Genomic DNA, 16,203 nt, shown 5'->3' on the forward strand with positions numbered 1-16,203 from the left:
CCACATTGATATGGGCAATGAACCGGATACTATAATTGGCGAGGCAACCGGAACCAATTCTTACGGTATTTCTGGTGGCAAAATTTATATGAGTTATGGAGAGGATATTCTAACTGGCAAGGCAGAGGGAACCAATTCTTACGGTATTTTTGAGAGCCACATTGATATGGGCAATGAACCGGATACTATAATTGGCGAGGCAACCGGAACCGATTCTTACGGTATTTTTGGCAGTCATATTAATATGAGTTATGGAAATGATAGAGTAGAAGCCTCCAGTTTTGGAGGTACTGGCGAGGCCAGCGGAAAAAATTCTTACGGTATTTCTGAGAGCTACATTGATATGGGCCATGGATGGGATACTCTAATTGGCGAGGCAAGCGGAACCGATTCTTACGGTATTTTTGGCAGTGATATTTATATGGGTTATGGAGATGATAGATTAGAAGCCTCCAGTTTTGGAGGTGACGTCAATATATTTATGGGTTATGGGAATGACTTTGTTGAAGGTTTTGGTGACGCTGAAATAATAGGTGGTGAGGGTTATGATACACTCAGCCTTGGCTCTTACAACATAAAGCAATTTGATAATATTAGTTTCGGTAATGGTAACAATCAGGTTATTTTTGAACTAGATGGTATGACTATGAATACCGAAAATTTTGAAGAATTCATTTTTGGTAATGGAAATAATTATTTAACCTATTATGACTTACAGGACTTTTTAGGATAGTGAGGTACAGTTGAAGACTAATCTGTCTTTCCTATTTACTAAAGTGATAAAACTTTGTACTTCACTAACTCCGAAACTGCTGTAATGTTAGTCCTGTAGATGTAGTTATAAAATTCTGAAGAGGTGGTATAGCTATCCCTAGGCTCGACCCTTCATTTTTATCCTTCCTTCAGTTTCCCATCCTCTAATTGTTTTTGTTGACACTCCTAGCAGTTCAGCAGCTTTAGATACTGTAATATATCATGTCTGGTTGAATAGATAAATAAAGCTCGTAGTAGAGCTTTAGCCCTAAGATAGATATTTCAGTGGCTCAAGTCCTACTACAAACAAAAACTTTTTGATCATTTATTATCTGGACATCATATTATATAGCAATCCGTGCATAGGTTGCGGGTAATCAAAAAGTAGATAAAAAAACCGAAACTCCCACCTGTTAAGTGTTCCCAGTTAAGTGTTCCCTAAAAGCGGTAAGATTTTTATACACAAATATACAGGGGATTGCTATATATAAATCTAGTAGATCCCATAAAATATCTAATTATGTCTAATTTTTTCTGATTATTTTGATACTGTTAATAGCCACATCCAATTTTCTCTTCTTATACCAATTCACTTTAAAGGTGTCACAAATAGTTTCAAACTTTAGAGGTGAAATAATTTCCGGAAATTACTGAGGGCGTCAAAGTTTTGAGCCTATAAAATATTAATGCATGAATGCATGACTTTTAACTTCCGTGAAATGGTATTACTCATTCCTTCTTACTTCTTACTTCTTCAATCATATATTCTCTGTAATAAATCATAAAATGGCTGCCAATTATCCTCTACTGTAATTGCTTCCCAGACTGATTCAATTACGGGTCTAATTAAACTTTGTTGCGGATTATATTGTTGTAACTTTTCCGCCATATCCTTTAATTCATTATGAGAGTAACTCTGTAAAAGATGACAATAATATTCTCGCCACTGCTCTATTAACTCTGGCTGTTCAAAATTAGCAAAAATCTGACTAATATCATCACGCCATTGGGGAGAAAATTTTTGTGTTAATTCCACAAAGAAATCGTGGTATCCCATCTGAGAATCTGTCAGCATTTTTATAGTTAGCTGTAATAACTTTTCTGCATCTGCTTCAGGCAATTGTTCAAACCCTAATCTCTTAATCATTAATTGCCGATATTCATGCAGATAAAAATCATCAAATTTTTCTAAAGCTGACCTCATATTCTTCTGATCAATAACTGCAGCTAATGCTTCTTGAAGTAGGTGTAAATTTGACTTACAAACTAATGGTTGATGACTGTAACGATAAAGACCAGAATAATCAAAATAAGCTGCTGTAAATTTAGGATTATATGTGGGAATAAAAGCATAAGGGCCATAATCAAAACTTTCCCCAGTAATTGACATATTATCTGTATTTAAGACACCATGACAAAATCCAGCAGCCATCCATTGAGCAACTAATTTAGCAACTCTTTCTACTAACTCCGAGTAGAATAAAAAATACCGATCCTTCTCTTCCTTCAGATGAGAATAATAACAATCAATTACATGGTCTAAAAGTTTTTTCGTTAAATCTGGACGCTTAAAAAAATGTAGCCTTTCAAAAGTACCAAACCGGATATGAGAACGACTAAAACGCACCATCACCGAGGAGCGAGTAGGAGAAGGTTCATCCCCGCGCCATAACCCTTCCCCAGTTTCAATCAAACTCAGACATCGGGAAGTGCGAACCCCATGACGGTGCAACATTTCAGCAGCCAATACCTCGCGCACCCCCCCTTTGAGAGTAAGTCTACCATCAGCACTGCGAGAATAAGGTGTTGTACCCGAACCCTTAGTACCAAAGTCATATAATTCACCATCTACCCCACGCACTTGACCATAAAGAAAACCCCTACCATCTCCTAAGTAAGGGTTATATTCACCGAATTGATAACCGTGATAACGTAGGGCTAAAAAAGGCCCAACACAATGAAATTTACCAAAAGCTTGAATAAAATGCTCATCCTTCACATCTTGAGAATTTAGCCCTATTTTAGGAAGTAATTTATCGTTACGAAATCGCAAAATATGTTGGGGAAATTCAGCAGCAAGTACCTCATCATAATAGTCACCGCCTAAAGCTTCAATGGCAGGTTCATAGTTGAGAGAAAGTAAAGGATTAGACATTATTTTCTTAAAAAGGGAATAGGGTATAGTTGTATACAGGTGTTAATTTTTCTGCTTTTTTTCCAGTCAGGTGAGGGAAAATCCCTTAAATATTAATTTAGTAATTTTTTGGCGCTTTTTCTAGGTTTAATACCACTTAAACTGATGATACATCAGGATTCTATATTTATTTATTCATCAAGCCAGAATTATTCCTCAAAACCAACTATAGCAATCCTATTTTATTCGTGTCCAAAATCTTGCCGCTTTTTGGGAATAGGGAATAGGCAATGAGCAATAGTTAAGAGTTTCGGGCTTTATTTCTAGTGTTTTAATTTTGACAACATAAGCGGAGATTGCCATAGAATTTAAACTTATCTTTATTACTACTCTCAAGTTACTGAGGTACAGTTGTCTTTCTTTTTCCTCCTTAAAATTAAGATATAAAGCCTCTCGATTCATGGAGAAAAAAGAAAAAAATTCCTTTTAGCCAATGTTCTTCTTTATAAAAAGAGATAATTATTAATTATTAATTGTTAATTGTTAATTATTAATTCTTGAATCCTTCTTCATTCTTCAAAACTTTTTCGCTGTTTGAGCAACTGGGTCAAATTCAAACCTTTCAGAAGATTTTGTTTCACCATAAATATTAAAAGTAAATGTAGGTTCATCTCCAACTACTTCTACACTATGAATAGCATCAGAAGTCAGACTAATTAAATCTCCAGGTTGTAATATTTGCTCTCCAACTCGTTCAATTTTATATTGATTTTCTGGGTCAGGACTACGTTTCCAAAAAGTATTTTTTTCCTGACCTTTTAATACAGCAATGATTCCCCAAGTACCATGATTATGAATTGTTGAAATTGCTCCTGGCATAAATTTTACTGTTTGTACTGTCAGGGGAAATCCTAACTCATCATACAATAAAGTAACAGATATTCCTCTTTTTTCACAAGGTTCTGGCTCTTGAGTTTGCAACCAGTATGAATTAGTCATAAATTGTCGGACTAAGAGTCTAATTTTTGGCAAACAACTAGCTTCATCTATAGCATCTTTCAAAGTATCTTCAAGTTCCGTTAAAAATCGATAAAGCCGATAATTTTCTCTTAATAATTTCCATTCATTTACAGTTTCACAAGGTTGACATTCACCGTCTCCAGTCAAAAACCAATCTCGATTTTTCATGTTTATTTCTCCTCTGGTACTAATTATGCTTTAGTTAATGGCAATTTGTGAGAATTAACTGCAAATATTTATACATTATATAGCACGGAATAGGGAATAGGGAATAGAGAATAGGGAATAGGGAATAGTTGGAAAAATGTTTCCTAGTCTAAGATCGATCGTTAGTCGTTAGTCCTAACCAATTTTTTCTTAGCTATATAGCCAGAATTGCTTCTAAAACAATAAAGAAAATATAAAATATTTATGATTTATAAAGTTCTTAAGTTCATACAAGTAAAGTATTGATTTTTCTGTGTTCTATTTGACATAATATTCTGCATAAATTATTGAAATTTATAATATTGTGTTCCTCAGTATTATTGACGTAAATAGTTAGGAAATATCTACTCAAGTTTATTATTCTCACCATATTTTTATCAAAATAATTGAATCTAAAACCTCGCCTTAATTGGTGAAATATTTTTGGAGGATTGCTCTAATCTTCTTTACAAAAACAACTTCTGTAGGTCGCTAATCTAACGGCTCCCCTATCTGACTTCATTAAATTTCTTTATGTGGCACAAATATCATATAATCAGAGTTAAAAATTACTATTTCTTCTTTTTTTTCTTCTTTTTATCTTCCTTACCATCATCTAAAAATTCTAACTCACCGATTTCTTGTTTGTCTTCTTCAAGATATTCGCGAACCCATACTATGAGAGTAGCATTACAATGGGGGCAAGTAAGTATTTCACTACCGTCCACCCACTCATAATCTTTACCCGTTGGTGGCAGTAAGATAGGAATAGATATGGAAGGCAGTTTAAATTTAGTGTTACATTTCGGACATTCTCTTTTTGTCATTTAATTTTTTTTGTCTTATTACCTCAATTTTACTATAAAGTTATAGACAATTTTGATGAGAAAATTTAACAGTGTGGATTAAGATCGAAACTATCAAATAAAAGGAGCGATCGCCATGACTTTGACTCTTGCTAAGTGGACAGTTGCAGAATATCATCAGATGATTGCAGCAGGAATATTAATGAGACGCTGTGTTGAGTTACTGAATGGAGAAATTGTGGAAATGGGACCGGAGGGAGAATTTCATGCTTATAGCAGTGATGAAGCGGGAGAATATTTGATATATCTGTTAGGAGAACGTGCTAAAGTGCGTCAAGGTAAACCTATTACTTTGCCACAAAGTAATTCTGAACCGGAACCAGATATCGCAATTGTAGAACGTTTAGGCAAAAATTATCGCGAACATCATCCCTATCCAGAAAATATATTTTGGTTGATAGAATATTCTAATTCTACTTTGACTAAAGATTTGGAAGTCAAGAGCAAGATTTATGCTGCAGCAGGTATTCGAGAATATTGGGTGATTAATTTGTTAGATAGGGAAGTTGTGGTATTTCGTTCTCCTACTGATGCAGGTTATGAGTCGCAATAAATTTTGAGTCAGGGGGTAGTTGTACCGTTGGCGTTTAGGGATATAGAGGTTTCAGTAGGGAGATTATTTGGGGAGTAGGTTGGGAGGCGATCACTCTGAAATATATTAACTTTAGCTTACAGACCAGATATAACTTCTCCAATTAAACAATTAATAGTTGAAGCTTTTTTAAAATACTGTAGATAGTGGTTTCTCCACGCTTTAACTTCAGCTAATGAACCAATTGCAGCACACCAAGATAACCAAGTTGACGATCCATTTGTCAAATGAGGTTGTCTTAGTTCAGGGAGTCCATGTTTTGAACTTTGAATCTCAAGGAGTTTCGCACGAGAAATATCAGTTGCTGAACGATGCTCATAAAGTTGATGTAAGAGTTCACCAGTAACTTTAGTCTCCATTAAAAAGTCTTCACACATTTTAGCCATCCAAAATAGCTGATACTCTGTTAGGTGTTCGCCCGACTTCACCTTCTGTAAAATAACCCGAGCTACACTTTCTCGAGCATCAAAGGAAGCAGACTGGAAAAAATTGTAGCAACTTTTGGCTAGATTTGGGTATTCAAAAGCTATACCTAATATTTGATCGAAAACATCTTCCCATTGCTCCCCCATTAGAGTAAGTGTAAGTTCAGCATCTTCTTCAGTTATAGGATCGTTACTCAAAATATCCAAAATAAAATCCCTTTGCTCTGGAGTTAGGGATATTTGGTTATCGTCATCAATTTCATCATAATCTTGTAATAAATTTACACGGATTTTTAAAAGTTCAACTTTTGTATCATCAATTTTTTCTAAGTCATCACTATTGGGTTTTGAAGAAAGTTTTAGTTTGGCTTCATTAATAGATAAACCTTTGTTTCCTAGTAGAATTTGCATTTTGTACAAATCTTCATAGAGGATAGATTGATCGTTATCAAATAATGCAAAATCATCCATAAATCTTAAATAGCTTTTAGAGCGTAAACCACCATTATAATCTATGTATTGTAAGATCATTTTACATGGATATATACCTTGAGGTAAACAATCAATAGAACGACCTGTATTAATCTGTCTTAAGAACTGACCGAAAATTTTTGTATCTTTATCATCCTCAATCAAGTTTTTAAACCAATTTTCAAGATCGTGGTGATAAATGCTGTTAAAATAATTTGCAATATCTAGTTCCATTGAATATTGAAATTTATTTCTACAATTGCGATAATTTTTCTTGAATTCTTGATATGATTCTCTGCCTGGAACTGGCTTACCATCTCGGAAAATATATCCATAAGTACATCTATTATTATTTTTCAATAGTCGGAATTTTTTCCTATATTTGTAGGCAATATCATAAATATACCACTCGGCAACAGGGTCTAACTTCAAGGTTCTTCTGACTGCTCGATTAGGTTTATCTGAATAAACCCGAATCTGTGGATTAAAGTTTTCTTTACCAGAGTATATTTTGTTGATAAAATCTGAAAGATGTGATTGAGCATACTTAGCTATATACTCAGTCAAGTTTAATGGAAATAATGTTCTCTTCAAATCATCTAAAATAAAGTCAGATACTGGATTATTCATATTTGTTAAAATCACACTATAATTATCCTATCATATAAAATTCCGGATAATTACTATAGCCTAGTCATTGCGACTGGAACGGAGTGGAAGGAAGCAATCTCCGTGCGCCTATGAGATTGCTTCCTATCGTCGTAATGACGACTGTTCAACCGGATTTTATATCATTAGACATCTCCGAAAATTAAAAATAGAATCAATTCTTATCCAGAAATTATCAATTACTTCTCCCTGTTCCCTGTTCCCTGTTCCCTGTTCCCTCTTTTCCGGAGAGGTCTATTTTAAGTTGAGATGTCTATTCATACACTCGCAGATTATTTCAATGTTATTTGAACAGGTGGTTTTGTATGCTCAGCAACTATTTCAGCCATAATATCCTATTCTTTATCCTTCCTAACTTCAAAGCATTAACTCTCTCAAGTTATCAAAATTTATCTAGTTTTCTGAGTCAATATAGCAAATTTACAAGTAGGAACATTCCATAGAACATCCCTACATTATCTCTCTGTGTCTAATTATTCGCTACAGTTTCCATCAAAATTCTATGGGAACCAAGTTCAGGAGAATTATCAGTAGAACGACGCTGAATATACTGACCGTCTGGTTGTAAATCCCAAGCTTGGCGGTTATCAGATAACAGAATACCTAGAATCTCTTGTAACTCTTTCGTGAGGTCAGTATCTTCGACAGGTGTAATAGCTTCTACCCGACGGTTAAGATTACGAGGCATCCAGTCAGCAGAACCAATATACACCTCTTCCTTACCTTTATTATGGAAGTAGAAAATCCGAGAGTGTTCTAAATAACGCCCGATAATACTCACCACCTTAATATTTTCACTGGTATCTTTCAAACCCGGACGCAGACAACAAATACCACGGATAATCAAATCAATTTTCACCCCTGCTTGGGATGCTTCATACAAATTAGCAATGATTTGAGGGTCTACCAAAGAATTCATCTTCGCCACAATACGACCAGTATCTCCATCTTTGCAATTCTCAATTTCCCGACGAATCAGTTTGATAAAGCGATCGCGCATATTCACAGGTGCCACCAACAACTTCCGGTAAGACTGTTGCCGAGAATATCCTGTCAAGAAATTAAACAAATCTGCTAAATCTGCTCCTAATTCTGGGCGACAACTCAACAAACCCAAATCAGTATAAAGTTTAGCCGTCTTAGGATTATAGTTACCAGTGCCAATATGAACATAACGACGGATATGACCTTCCTCCTGACGCACCACCATCACAACTTTTGTATGAGTCTTCAGACCTGCTAAACCATAAACTACATGAACCCCAGATCGTTCTAACTTCCGCGCCCATTGAATATTATTTTCTTCATCAAATCTTGCTTTCAATTCCACCAATGCTGCTACTTGTTTGCCATTTTCTGCCCCAGCAATCAAAGCATTGATAATAGGTGAATCTCCAGAAGTGCGGTAGAGAGTCATCTTAATCGCCAATACATTAGGGTCGTGTGCTGCTTGGGTAATAAAACCTTGTACCGTACTTGCAAAAGAGTGATATGGATGATGCACCAATAAATCTTTCTGGCGAATTACTTCAAAAAAGTCAATTCCATTCTTCTCATTAAGGTCACCAGTTGTTATATCATCACTATAATTTCGCAACCGCGGAGGCATAATAGATCCCCAACTTGGATCTTTAAGGTTGGGTAACGGCAACCCTAGGAATGACATTAAATCTTTTAAATCGAGTAATCCATTTACTGTGTAAACATCTTTTTCCGACAACTCCAACTTTTCCATTAATATCTTTTTTAATTTACTTGGCATTGTTGGGTTAATTTCCATTCTGACTACCGTACCACCTATACGCCGTTTTCGGAGTTCTTTTTCAATCACTAACAGCAAGTCATCACCTTCATCTTCCTGCACTGCTAAGTCAGCATCACGAGTAATCCGAAATAGGTGATATTCCTGAATATCCATACCTGGAAACAGAGAACCCAAATTGTGAGCAATGACTTGTTCGAGAGGAACTCCCATCCAATTTACTGTTTTAGCGTTTTCTTTTATTTGTAATTGTTTTGGTAAGGGCAAAAATCTAGGCAATATTTTGGGAACTTTAATTCTGGCTAATAAATCTTCTTGAGTATCTGGATTTTTCAGCATTACTGCTAAGTTAAAACTAAGATTAGATAAATAAGGAAAAGGATGGCTTGCATCAATAGCTAGAGGTGTGAGTACGGGAAATATGTGTTCTTCAAAATAGTTTTGTAAATATGTTTTTTGCTCTTTATTTAGGTCTATATAATTGAGGATATAAATGCCATTTTTTCCTAATTCTGGTCGTAAGGTTTCCTCAAAGAATTGGTGTTGTAAAGAAACCATTGGTAATAGAGTTTGATTAATCCCATCTAGTTGTTCTTGGGGAGTACGACCGTCAGGAGTTAACTTATGCACTTCAGCTTCTATTTGTTTTTTCAGAATCGCTACCCTAACCATAAAATATTCATCTAAGTTAGAACTAAAAATTCCTAAAAATTTTAAACGTTCTAATAGGGGAGTACGGGGGTCTAAACCTTCAGATAAAACCCTACGGTTAAACTCTAACCAACTAAATTCTCTGTTAAAGTAATATTTTGGGTCACTGAAATTTCTTTCTACAGGAGTTTCTGTTGCATTTTTTTTGTTTTTGGACATAGTTAATTAGGGTATCTATTGATATTGGTTGAAATTTACATTGATTGTAAGGTAGTCTTGATAAGTTGTAAAGTATACTTTTTCCAAGAATTAACAGTGTAATTATAACCTTTGATGAATCTAGTTAAATTGCTGCGAAGGTTGAAAGCGATCGCCAGATTAAATAGACCTCTTCAGAAAAGAGGGAGTCGGGAGTAGTATGGACGTTGCATGGAACGTCCGTACAGATTAGTAGGAAATAATTGATGGTTTATGTACAATAATTGATTTTATTTTTTATTATTGGAGATGTCTAATAGTGTAAATAGTGTGGTCAATTTCCAACCTAGTTAAAATATTTATCTAGACAAGTTATGCTTTGGTAAATAAATGTTTAAGTAATGGTAATGAATGCTAAATATATTTGACTTTCACCGCACACAAATATCAAGAATAATTTATGTTTGTATTGCGATCGCAATAGTGGTGTGATGTAAGCATTTCCTGCGGAATGCGGAGCTAACAGCGGTCAGCATTCCTAATTCAGCATTCAGCTTCATTTTTGACTTGCTCGCGACCTGAATTAAATGTTGTCTTAGAAGGAATTTAATCACACAAGACTTAATCAAATAGCCTCACAGAGAAGTCGTGTTTATTTGTTTCCATCAAATATTTAGGGCTAGCTGAATAAAGGTGTAATCAATGCCAGATATGGCTTACATTGTTTTTAATTCTGAAAAAATACCTGGTTTTTGGCTCTTGTAGTCTCAAAATGCTCAAACTTTTCCCCTGACTATCAGAAAATTTGGCCGTGGCAGATATTTAAACTGTTGCCTGTTCCCTGTTAAGTGTTCCCTATCATCACTATCAGACTTTTTCAGCAAACCCTATTTATAGTATGTTCCTGCTAAACCCGACTTCTAAGCCTTGAAACTGCACTGAATCAAATATCCTGATACTTTTCATTGCGAGGGCCGCGGAGAAACTAATTATTTTGGTTTACTCAATCATTACAGTCAAGAATATATGAAGATTCAGTAAAGATTTAGTGTTATATTAGATGATTATATATGGAGTATTTGAAAATGTGATGTTTTTTGTTGTGAAAGGGGTTATAGCAATTACCATGCATTAATGCTATACTTAAGGATGGTTCAATTATTAAGTAATGAAAAAAGGCCGAATTACCTTTTTAATAATTGTTAGCCAGTAGTGTATTAATTATTTTTATGTTTACTTCTGTGTACGGACGTTGCATGGAACGTCCCTACCTCCGACCCTACTCCCCTACTCAAGATACGGGTTGAAAAGTTTTTGAGAAATGGTATTCTTATTCCTACTAATACCACTACCGAAAAAAGAATTCTACAAAACTCTAGTTATACGCAACAGGAACCAGGCAACAGGCAACAAGCAACAGAGATTTGTAGCAAACATTTATCAAACAGCTATAAAATTGTAGAAGGTGTGTAAATATACGGATATGTCATAGATATAGTGAAAATATACATTAAGAAAAGAAAGGATAATATAAAATGACTCCCAATAAATCAAAATCAGAATCTGTAGTTCCAGTTCTCGGTATCGCAGCTTTGACATTTATTGCTACAGCAGTTTACGTTGGATTCGGAGTAGCCAGTGTAGTTAATAGAAGTATTGCTGTTTTGGATGTAGCTCCTGAAAATGCAAGAGTAGAGCAAGCAGGAGAAAAATTGTCTGCTTGGAATGATTCTGATTATTAGTTATCAAAAATAGTTATAAAAAAATCTTTGTTTGTAGTTGTGCTTTAGCACCCCAAATATTCCTACAATGCTTTAGCGCAACTTAATTCTGAGAATAAAAGTGATTAAAATACTTTACAGGATATGTCCATTTGACTAATAAAGATATAGCAGTCCGTTGTAGTAAACTTACCCATACATGATAGAACTCTGTTCCGCATTCCGCGATCGCATGCAGCTCTGGCATCTCACTTCCTGCTTCTGTGAGAACCACTGACTATTATCTGTAACTTATTCTCAAGAGCAGGCTTAAACCTGACTCCTCCTTATCGCTCGGAATCATCTTGTAGATTTGAATCAATTTCATTTTCTGAGCTATTAGAATTAGTGTTAATATTGGCTTCAATTTCATCATTATAGAATCGATAAAAAAGAGGCTCATCTTTAAAATTATGTTCGTCGAAAACGTGGTGAATTATCCCCTGTTGTAACATTAACTCACCCATCAGAATTGCTTCTTCCCTGGTAGCTCGTTCATTAATCATTAACCACTCTACTGCTTCCGACCCTAAAAAGACTTTTTTGAAGAGCTTAAACTGAAATCTTCGATCTTTGATAGAAACTCCATTCTCTCCACGCATCGCACTAGATATTACCTCCCAGTCATACTCTTCTTTGATAGGAGGAAGTTCAATAGATGGAATTTCTTGAGGTAGAAGTCGATATTCGACAGGGGTTTGCGATCGCATCCAAGCATAGATTTCTGGATCGAGGTCTTTGAGATGTAGGTCTTGTTGGGGACGAGCAACTTCTACTCCATACTTTCGCAAATATCTTTCTATCTGGTTATATAGGTGGGTTCTTACCTTTGGTTGCTTAAGAGGATCGCGGATAAATGCTACCACCCGAAACTGCAACCCATCCTCTGTATATTCCCGAAATTTTACCTTGGGGGGAGGATGGCGGAGAATATCTGGATGTTCTACTTGAGCAGCAGCAAGTAGAATCTTGTAGACAAAATCAATATCTGTACCATATGGAATTTTCACATAAGTTTTTACTCTAGTTAAACCGCTACGGTTCCAGTTGAGGACTTCCCCTTCAATAAAACGAGAATTGGGAATAGTAATAATATAGCGTTCGATATTAGAAATGTCAGTAGTTCTGGCACCGATGCGTTGAACTAAACCTTGAAAATCTCCTACTTGAACCAACTCTCCAACTTTTATCGGACGGACGACGATTAAAATTAACCCACAGATAAAGTCTTTAACAATATTTTGTAATCCAAAACCAATACCTATTCCCAGCGCCCCAAGCAGAATAGCTAGAGACTGAAAGTCTACCCCTCCAGCATTAAGAATTAGCAGCGCTCCTAGAGATAGCAGTCCGTATTCGACAAAAAAAGCAATTGTATCTTGGTGACTAGGTTCTGCTTCTGTGAGAGGGAGCAAGCGAGATTTGAGAATACTAACAAACCAACCTACTCCTATCCAAAGTCCAGCGATCGTTAGGGCGATCGCTAATATTCGGTTGAGAGAAATGCTTTCTTCTCCCAATTTAAACATTCTGGCATTAAATGTACTGTCTAGAAGTTGAAAAATCTCGTAAAACCAACCTCTAGTTATGGGAAATAATTGAATTCCATAATTGATAAATGTCGCCCATACTCCTACTTGGAATAATACTAAAATTAATAGTTGTAAAGAGTGCCAGCGTCTCTGAGGATTTTGGAGCTTCTGGCGTAGAATGTAACGAAATAGTAATACGAGTCCCCCCTGAAGCAATAGAGTAGTTAAAAAGGCAATTGTCAGCTTTTTGACTGCCCAACGGGTATAAGCTGGTGTGCGTTCCCGCCAACTTTTATCCAAACCCTGCTGGAGTTTTTCCTGCCACATTTGCGGCTGCATCTCTGAGTACATGGAGTTGAGGGTATCTTCTGGCACTTGCACCAAGGGGCGACTATCAACTTTCAATAGCACATTTTGATTAGAGCGAACTATTTTGACCTCTGGAGGTTTTCCCCGTTCAATACTATCAGCTAAGGCTGACTCTAGAGTTGATGTTATAAATTCAGCTCGTTCCTCAGCTGTGACTTTTCCCAAAGGACCTATTTCTAAGAGTTCCCGACCATCTAATACCACTGGAACTTTGACAGTTGTTACATCTTCAGCTTGGACAGGAGAAAGTAGAAATACTGATAGTAAACTGATGCAAACTACAAGGGCAAATCTAAATACATATTTCTGAAATCTTGCCATAGCCATATAAGTACCTGTATAGAATTAGTTTAATATTTGAGGGAGGTGGGCAAGAGGCAAAATGGAGATAGCTAATTAATAAATATACAAATAATTTATACAAATAATTTTCTGGACTTAGTGATTATGTTTAGGACTTACCCAAAGAAACCGGGTTACTAAGAGAAATTGTTGGTTATAACAATAGACATCTATAGAAAAAACTGGGTTTCTGGGTTTGGTGTCCTTCATTAATGGATAATGGATAATGGATAATTACCTCTCTCTAAAATGGATTGGATTGACGCGGAGCGTGAAAATTTTTTCTTCTCAAGAGGAGATTGGATATGGCGAGGTCTCCTCGCCATCCCTTGACCGCTTGTTTCTCCTAATTAGGAGAGGTTTTTTACCTTAATTATTCGGTAAGTCCTGATATTTTTTTAGTTCCAACTTAAGTCCATTTTCGCAATACCTATAAATTTTTTCCAACTCATTCTCAGAAATGAATTAACTGAAATTAATTGAACTTAAGTTCAGTTTCAACTGTACCGAAGTCGGGTTTATTAGGAAGATACCATAAATCTTTGATAGAAACAAATAAACCAGAATTTGAGTCGGAGGCTACATTTTATTGAATATAGCTTCATTGGTATAAGAAAGACTATATAATATTGTTATATATTTTAAAGTATCAAACTAAATCATGTCAACACCAATAAAAAGATTATACCCTCAGACTAATATTTTAATTCAGCTAACATAACTAAAGCTAATATTATTAGATAATTTATGCCTGAATTGAGTGAAAGTGAGAAAAATTTCATCAACCATTTACTCGTAATTAACTCTACTCAGTCTAAAGAGCAAGTCCTCATTTTTTTACCGAATAATTAAGGTTTAAAGCCTCTCCTAATTAGGAGAAACAAGCGGTCGTTTGTGGAGCATTCCGTAGGATGGGATGGATGGGTTACCTAACCATATTCAATCTCCCCTTGATCAGAAAAAATTTTCACGCTCCGCGTCAATCCAATCCATTTTAGGGAGAGGTAATTATCCATTATCCATTATCCATTAATGAACAATCTATGCACAAATCAATATATGAAGAAATCACTACTATATTTGACTATCTCAATCATCTATGGGTGTAGTAACTTTTCTACTCCTGAAAATCAATTATATTTGCCTAGTACATCCCCCACTCCGACTTTTGTAGAATGCCCACAAAAACCAAAAACTCGTCTGGGAAAAACAGATACTAAATCTTTATCTTTAACTGCAAATATCATTACTATATCGGATACTGTTAACTCCGAAAAACAACTTGGATATAAATTTTATGCCAGAACAGGCAAAGATTTTAACTATAGAATTACTAGCAATGTTTGTATTTGGATATTTGCCCCAGATACTAAACTATTACAACGACGAGAATTAATTATAGCTACACAGCAAGATTCTCCTATTTCGGGAGAACAAATGTCTATTGATTTACCCCTAACAGGAGAATACATTGTACAAGTTTCAACTCCTACTAAATCTTCACAGTTTAACTTAGAAATGAGTTTAGGTGATTTGCCAAGACCAGAACCATCTGTGGTTAGTTCAGAAACTGCAACATCAGCTTCTTCATCAACGCCAATATCAGAAACAACTTCTACCAAAGCTTCTACCAAAACTTCTGCTGAAGAAGCAGTAAAAAATTATTATTCAAATCTGAATCAAGATAAATATCAGCAAGCTTGGAATCAACTATCATCAAGTTTTCAGAATAATGAAAAACTACATCCAGATGGTTATAATTCATATTATGACTGGTGGTCAGGAATCAGTAATATTGTGATTCAAAATGTTCAACAAACTAATACAAGTACAGACACATCTACAATAAATGTACAAGTAAAATATACAAAAAAATCAGGAGAAAATATTAGTCAATCCCTGGAGTTATTTTTAATCTGGAATTCTGCAAATAATAATTGGGCGATAGATGCTGTTACACTTAATTAGTTGAAATTATTATGGTACAATACTGCCTGAATATCACAAAAAAAAACACCAATCAACAATATAGATATACTGTAGATTTAGAACAACATTATGAAGACGAGCCAACAATTTTTTTCACCCCAATAGTATGTAATAAAATTAAAAATGAACTAGAAAGCCAGAGTAATTGTAAAATTAATGATATGCACTTAAAAACAATCATCAAAACTTGGGTTCAAGATATAAAAGAAGGATATAGAGACAGCAGTCTTATTCTAGACTTACCTGTAACTAATCATCAGAATATTCACAATCTCACAGAATTGGGAAATCAAGAAATTCCCCCACTTATTTATCCAGAGATATCTAATTTAGAACCAAAAATAGGAGCATTACCACCTTTAGATTTTTCTTGAATGAAGGGAGATGGGGAGGTAGGGAGATGGGGAGATGGGAAGATGGGGAATAGAATTTTTAGGAATAAGATATTTTTGCTTAATGCCTAGAATCGTTAAAAATATTTCTG

Annotated in this window: 13 protein-coding genes; 5 read left to right on the forward strand and 8 right to left on the reverse strand. The window is 35.2% G+C overall.

The genetic code is table 11. The features are described from left to right. Positions 1-733 (forward strand): hypothetical protein (locus ACP6PM_RS02050; RefSeq protein WP_426581384.1); only part of this gene is annotated, 733 nt, incomplete at its 5' end. A gap of 138 nt (positions 734-871) precedes the next feature. Here the strand turns inward: ACP6PM_RS02050 and ACP6PM_RS02055 are convergent. From ACP6PM_RS02055 to ACP6PM_RS02070, 4 genes are all read right to left on the reverse strand, one after another. Then, the gene (locus tag ACP6PM_RS02055) at positions 872-970 is read right to left on the reverse strand and encodes a MerR family DNA-binding transcriptional regulator (RefSeq protein ID WP_426581415.1); all 99 of its coding nucleotides are present in this window, start codon (positions 968-970) and stop codon (positions 872-874) included. Between the two features lie 537 nt (positions 971-1,507). After that, positions 1,508-2,908 carry a protein adenylyltransferase SelO gene (locus tag ACP6PM_RS02060; protein ID WP_426581385.1) on the reverse strand — a complete coding sequence of 467 codons (1,401 nt, stop codon included), beginning with the start codon at positions 2,906-2,908 and terminating at the stop codon, positions 1,508-1,510. A gap of 555 nt (positions 2,909-3,463) precedes the next feature. Continuing rightward, on the reverse strand, positions 3,464-4,075 hold the full coding sequence (locus tag ACP6PM_RS02065) for a cysteine dioxygenase family protein (RefSeq protein ID WP_426581387.1): 612 nt from the start codon (positions 4,073-4,075) through the stop codon (positions 3,464-3,466). 590 nt (positions 4,076-4,665) lie between these two features. Beyond that, entirely contained in the window at positions 4,666-4,920 is a 255-nt protein-coding gene (locus ACP6PM_RS02070; RefSeq protein ID WP_426581388.1) for a hypothetical protein, read from the reverse strand. Positions 4,921-5,035: 115 nt separating this feature from the next. Here ACP6PM_RS02070 and ACP6PM_RS02075 point away from each other — a divergent pair, with 115 nt between their 5' ends. Next, positions 5,036-5,512: a Uma2 family endonuclease gene (locus ACP6PM_RS02075; RefSeq protein WP_426581390.1), complete on the forward strand. Its 477-nt coding sequence runs from the start codon at positions 5,036-5,038 to the stop codon at positions 5,510-5,512. Positions 5,513-5,628: 116 nt separating this feature from the next. On the opposite strand, the gene ACP6PM_RS02080 is transcribed toward ACP6PM_RS02075, so the two are convergent. Together ACP6PM_RS02080 and ppk1 are read right to left on the reverse strand one after the other, a co-directional pair. Continuing rightward, positions 5,629-7,077: a reverse transcriptase domain-containing protein gene (locus ACP6PM_RS02080; protein WP_426581391.1), complete on the reverse strand. Its 1,449-nt coding sequence runs from the start codon at positions 7,075-7,077 to the stop codon at positions 5,629-5,631. A 508-nt stretch (positions 7,078-7,585) separates the two neighbouring features. Beyond that, positions 7,586-9,748, reverse strand: a complete 2,163-nt coding sequence (ppk1, locus tag ACP6PM_RS02085) for a polyphosphate kinase 1 (RefSeq protein ID WP_426581393.1) — start codon at positions 9,746-9,748, stop codon at positions 7,586-7,588. Between the two features lie 1,514 nt (positions 9,749-11,262). On the opposite strand from ppk1, the gene ACP6PM_RS02090 reads away from it, so the two are divergent. Beyond that, positions 11,263-11,469 carry a hypothetical protein gene (locus ACP6PM_RS02090; RefSeq protein WP_426581395.1) on the forward strand — a complete coding sequence of 69 codons (207 nt, stop codon included), beginning with the start codon at positions 11,263-11,265 and terminating at the stop codon, positions 11,467-11,469. A gap of 82 nt (positions 11,470-11,551) precedes the next feature. Here the strand turns inward: ACP6PM_RS02090 and ACP6PM_RS02095 are convergent, their stop codons facing one another. Further along, positions 11,552-11,695, reverse strand: a complete 144-nt coding sequence (locus ACP6PM_RS02095) for a hypothetical protein (RefSeq protein WP_426581397.1) — start codon at positions 11,693-11,695, stop codon at positions 11,552-11,554. A 79-nt stretch (positions 11,696-11,774) separates the two neighbouring features. Next, a complete protein-coding gene (locus ACP6PM_RS02100) occupies positions 11,775-13,709 on the reverse strand; it encodes a mechanosensitive ion channel domain-containing protein (protein WP_426581399.1) in 1,935 nt (644 codons plus the stop codon). 1,080 nt (positions 13,710-14,789) lie between these two features. On the opposite strand from ACP6PM_RS02100, the gene ACP6PM_RS02105 reads away from it, so the two are divergent. Beyond that, entirely contained in the window at positions 14,790-15,698 is a 909-nt protein-coding gene (locus ACP6PM_RS02105) for a hypothetical protein (protein ID WP_426581401.1), read from the forward strand. 11 nt (positions 15,699-15,709) lie between these two features. Continuing rightward, a complete protein-coding gene (locus ACP6PM_RS02110; protein WP_426581403.1) occupies positions 15,710-16,093 on the forward strand; it encodes a hypothetical protein in 384 nt (127 codons plus the stop codon). Positions 16,094-16,203: the final 110 nt, after the last annotated feature.

Source organism: Dapis brunnea BLCC-M229 (assembly GCF_050015995.1).
In the GTDB taxonomy this organism is placed as follows: domain Bacteria; phylum Cyanobacteriota; class Cyanobacteriia; order Cyanobacteriales; family Microcoleaceae; genus Trichodesmium.

Bases quoted from the DNA above. Each gene is read 5' to 3' on its own strand.
- ACP6PM_RS02105 (WP_426581401.1), top strand. From the start codon at position 14,790: ATGAAGAAATCACTACTATATTTGACTATCTCAATCATCTATGGGTGT.
- ppk1 (WP_426581393.1), bottom strand. From the start codon at position 9,748: ATGTCCAAAAACAAAAAAAATGCAACAGAAACTCCTGTAGAAAGAAAT.
- ACP6PM_RS02080 (WP_426581391.1), bottom strand. From the start codon at position 7,077: ATGAATAATCCAGTATCTGACTTTATTTTAGATGATTTGAAGAGAACA.
- ACP6PM_RS02060 (WP_426581385.1), bottom strand. From the start codon at position 2,908: ATGTCTAATCCTTTACTTTCTCTCAACTATGAACCTGCCATTGAAGCT.
- ACP6PM_RS02100 (WP_426581399.1), bottom strand. From the start codon at position 13,709: ATGGCAAGATTTCAGAAATATGTATTTAGATTTGCCCTTGTAGTTTGC.
- ACP6PM_RS02075 (WP_426581390.1), top strand. From the start codon at position 5,036: ATGACTTTGACTCTTGCTAAGTGGACAGTTGCAGAATATCATCAGATG.
- ACP6PM_RS02065 (WP_426581387.1), bottom strand. From the start codon at position 4,075: ATGAAAAATCGAGATTGGTTTTTGACTGGAGACGGTGAATGTCAACCT.
- ACP6PM_RS02070 (WP_426581388.1), bottom strand. From the start codon at position 4,920: ATGACAAAAAGAGAATGTCCGAAATGTAACACTAAATTTAAACTGCCT.
- ACP6PM_RS02090 (WP_426581395.1), top strand. From the start codon at position 11,263: ATGACTCCCAATAAATCAAAATCAGAATCTGTAGTTCCAGTTCTCGGT.
- ACP6PM_RS02095 (WP_426581397.1), bottom strand. From the start codon at position 11,695: ATGCCAGAGCTGCATGCGATCGCGGAATGCGGAACAGAGTTCTATCAT.
- ACP6PM_RS02110 (WP_426581403.1), top strand. From the start codon at position 15,710: ATGGTACAATACTGCCTGAATATCACAAAAAAAAACACCAATCAACAA.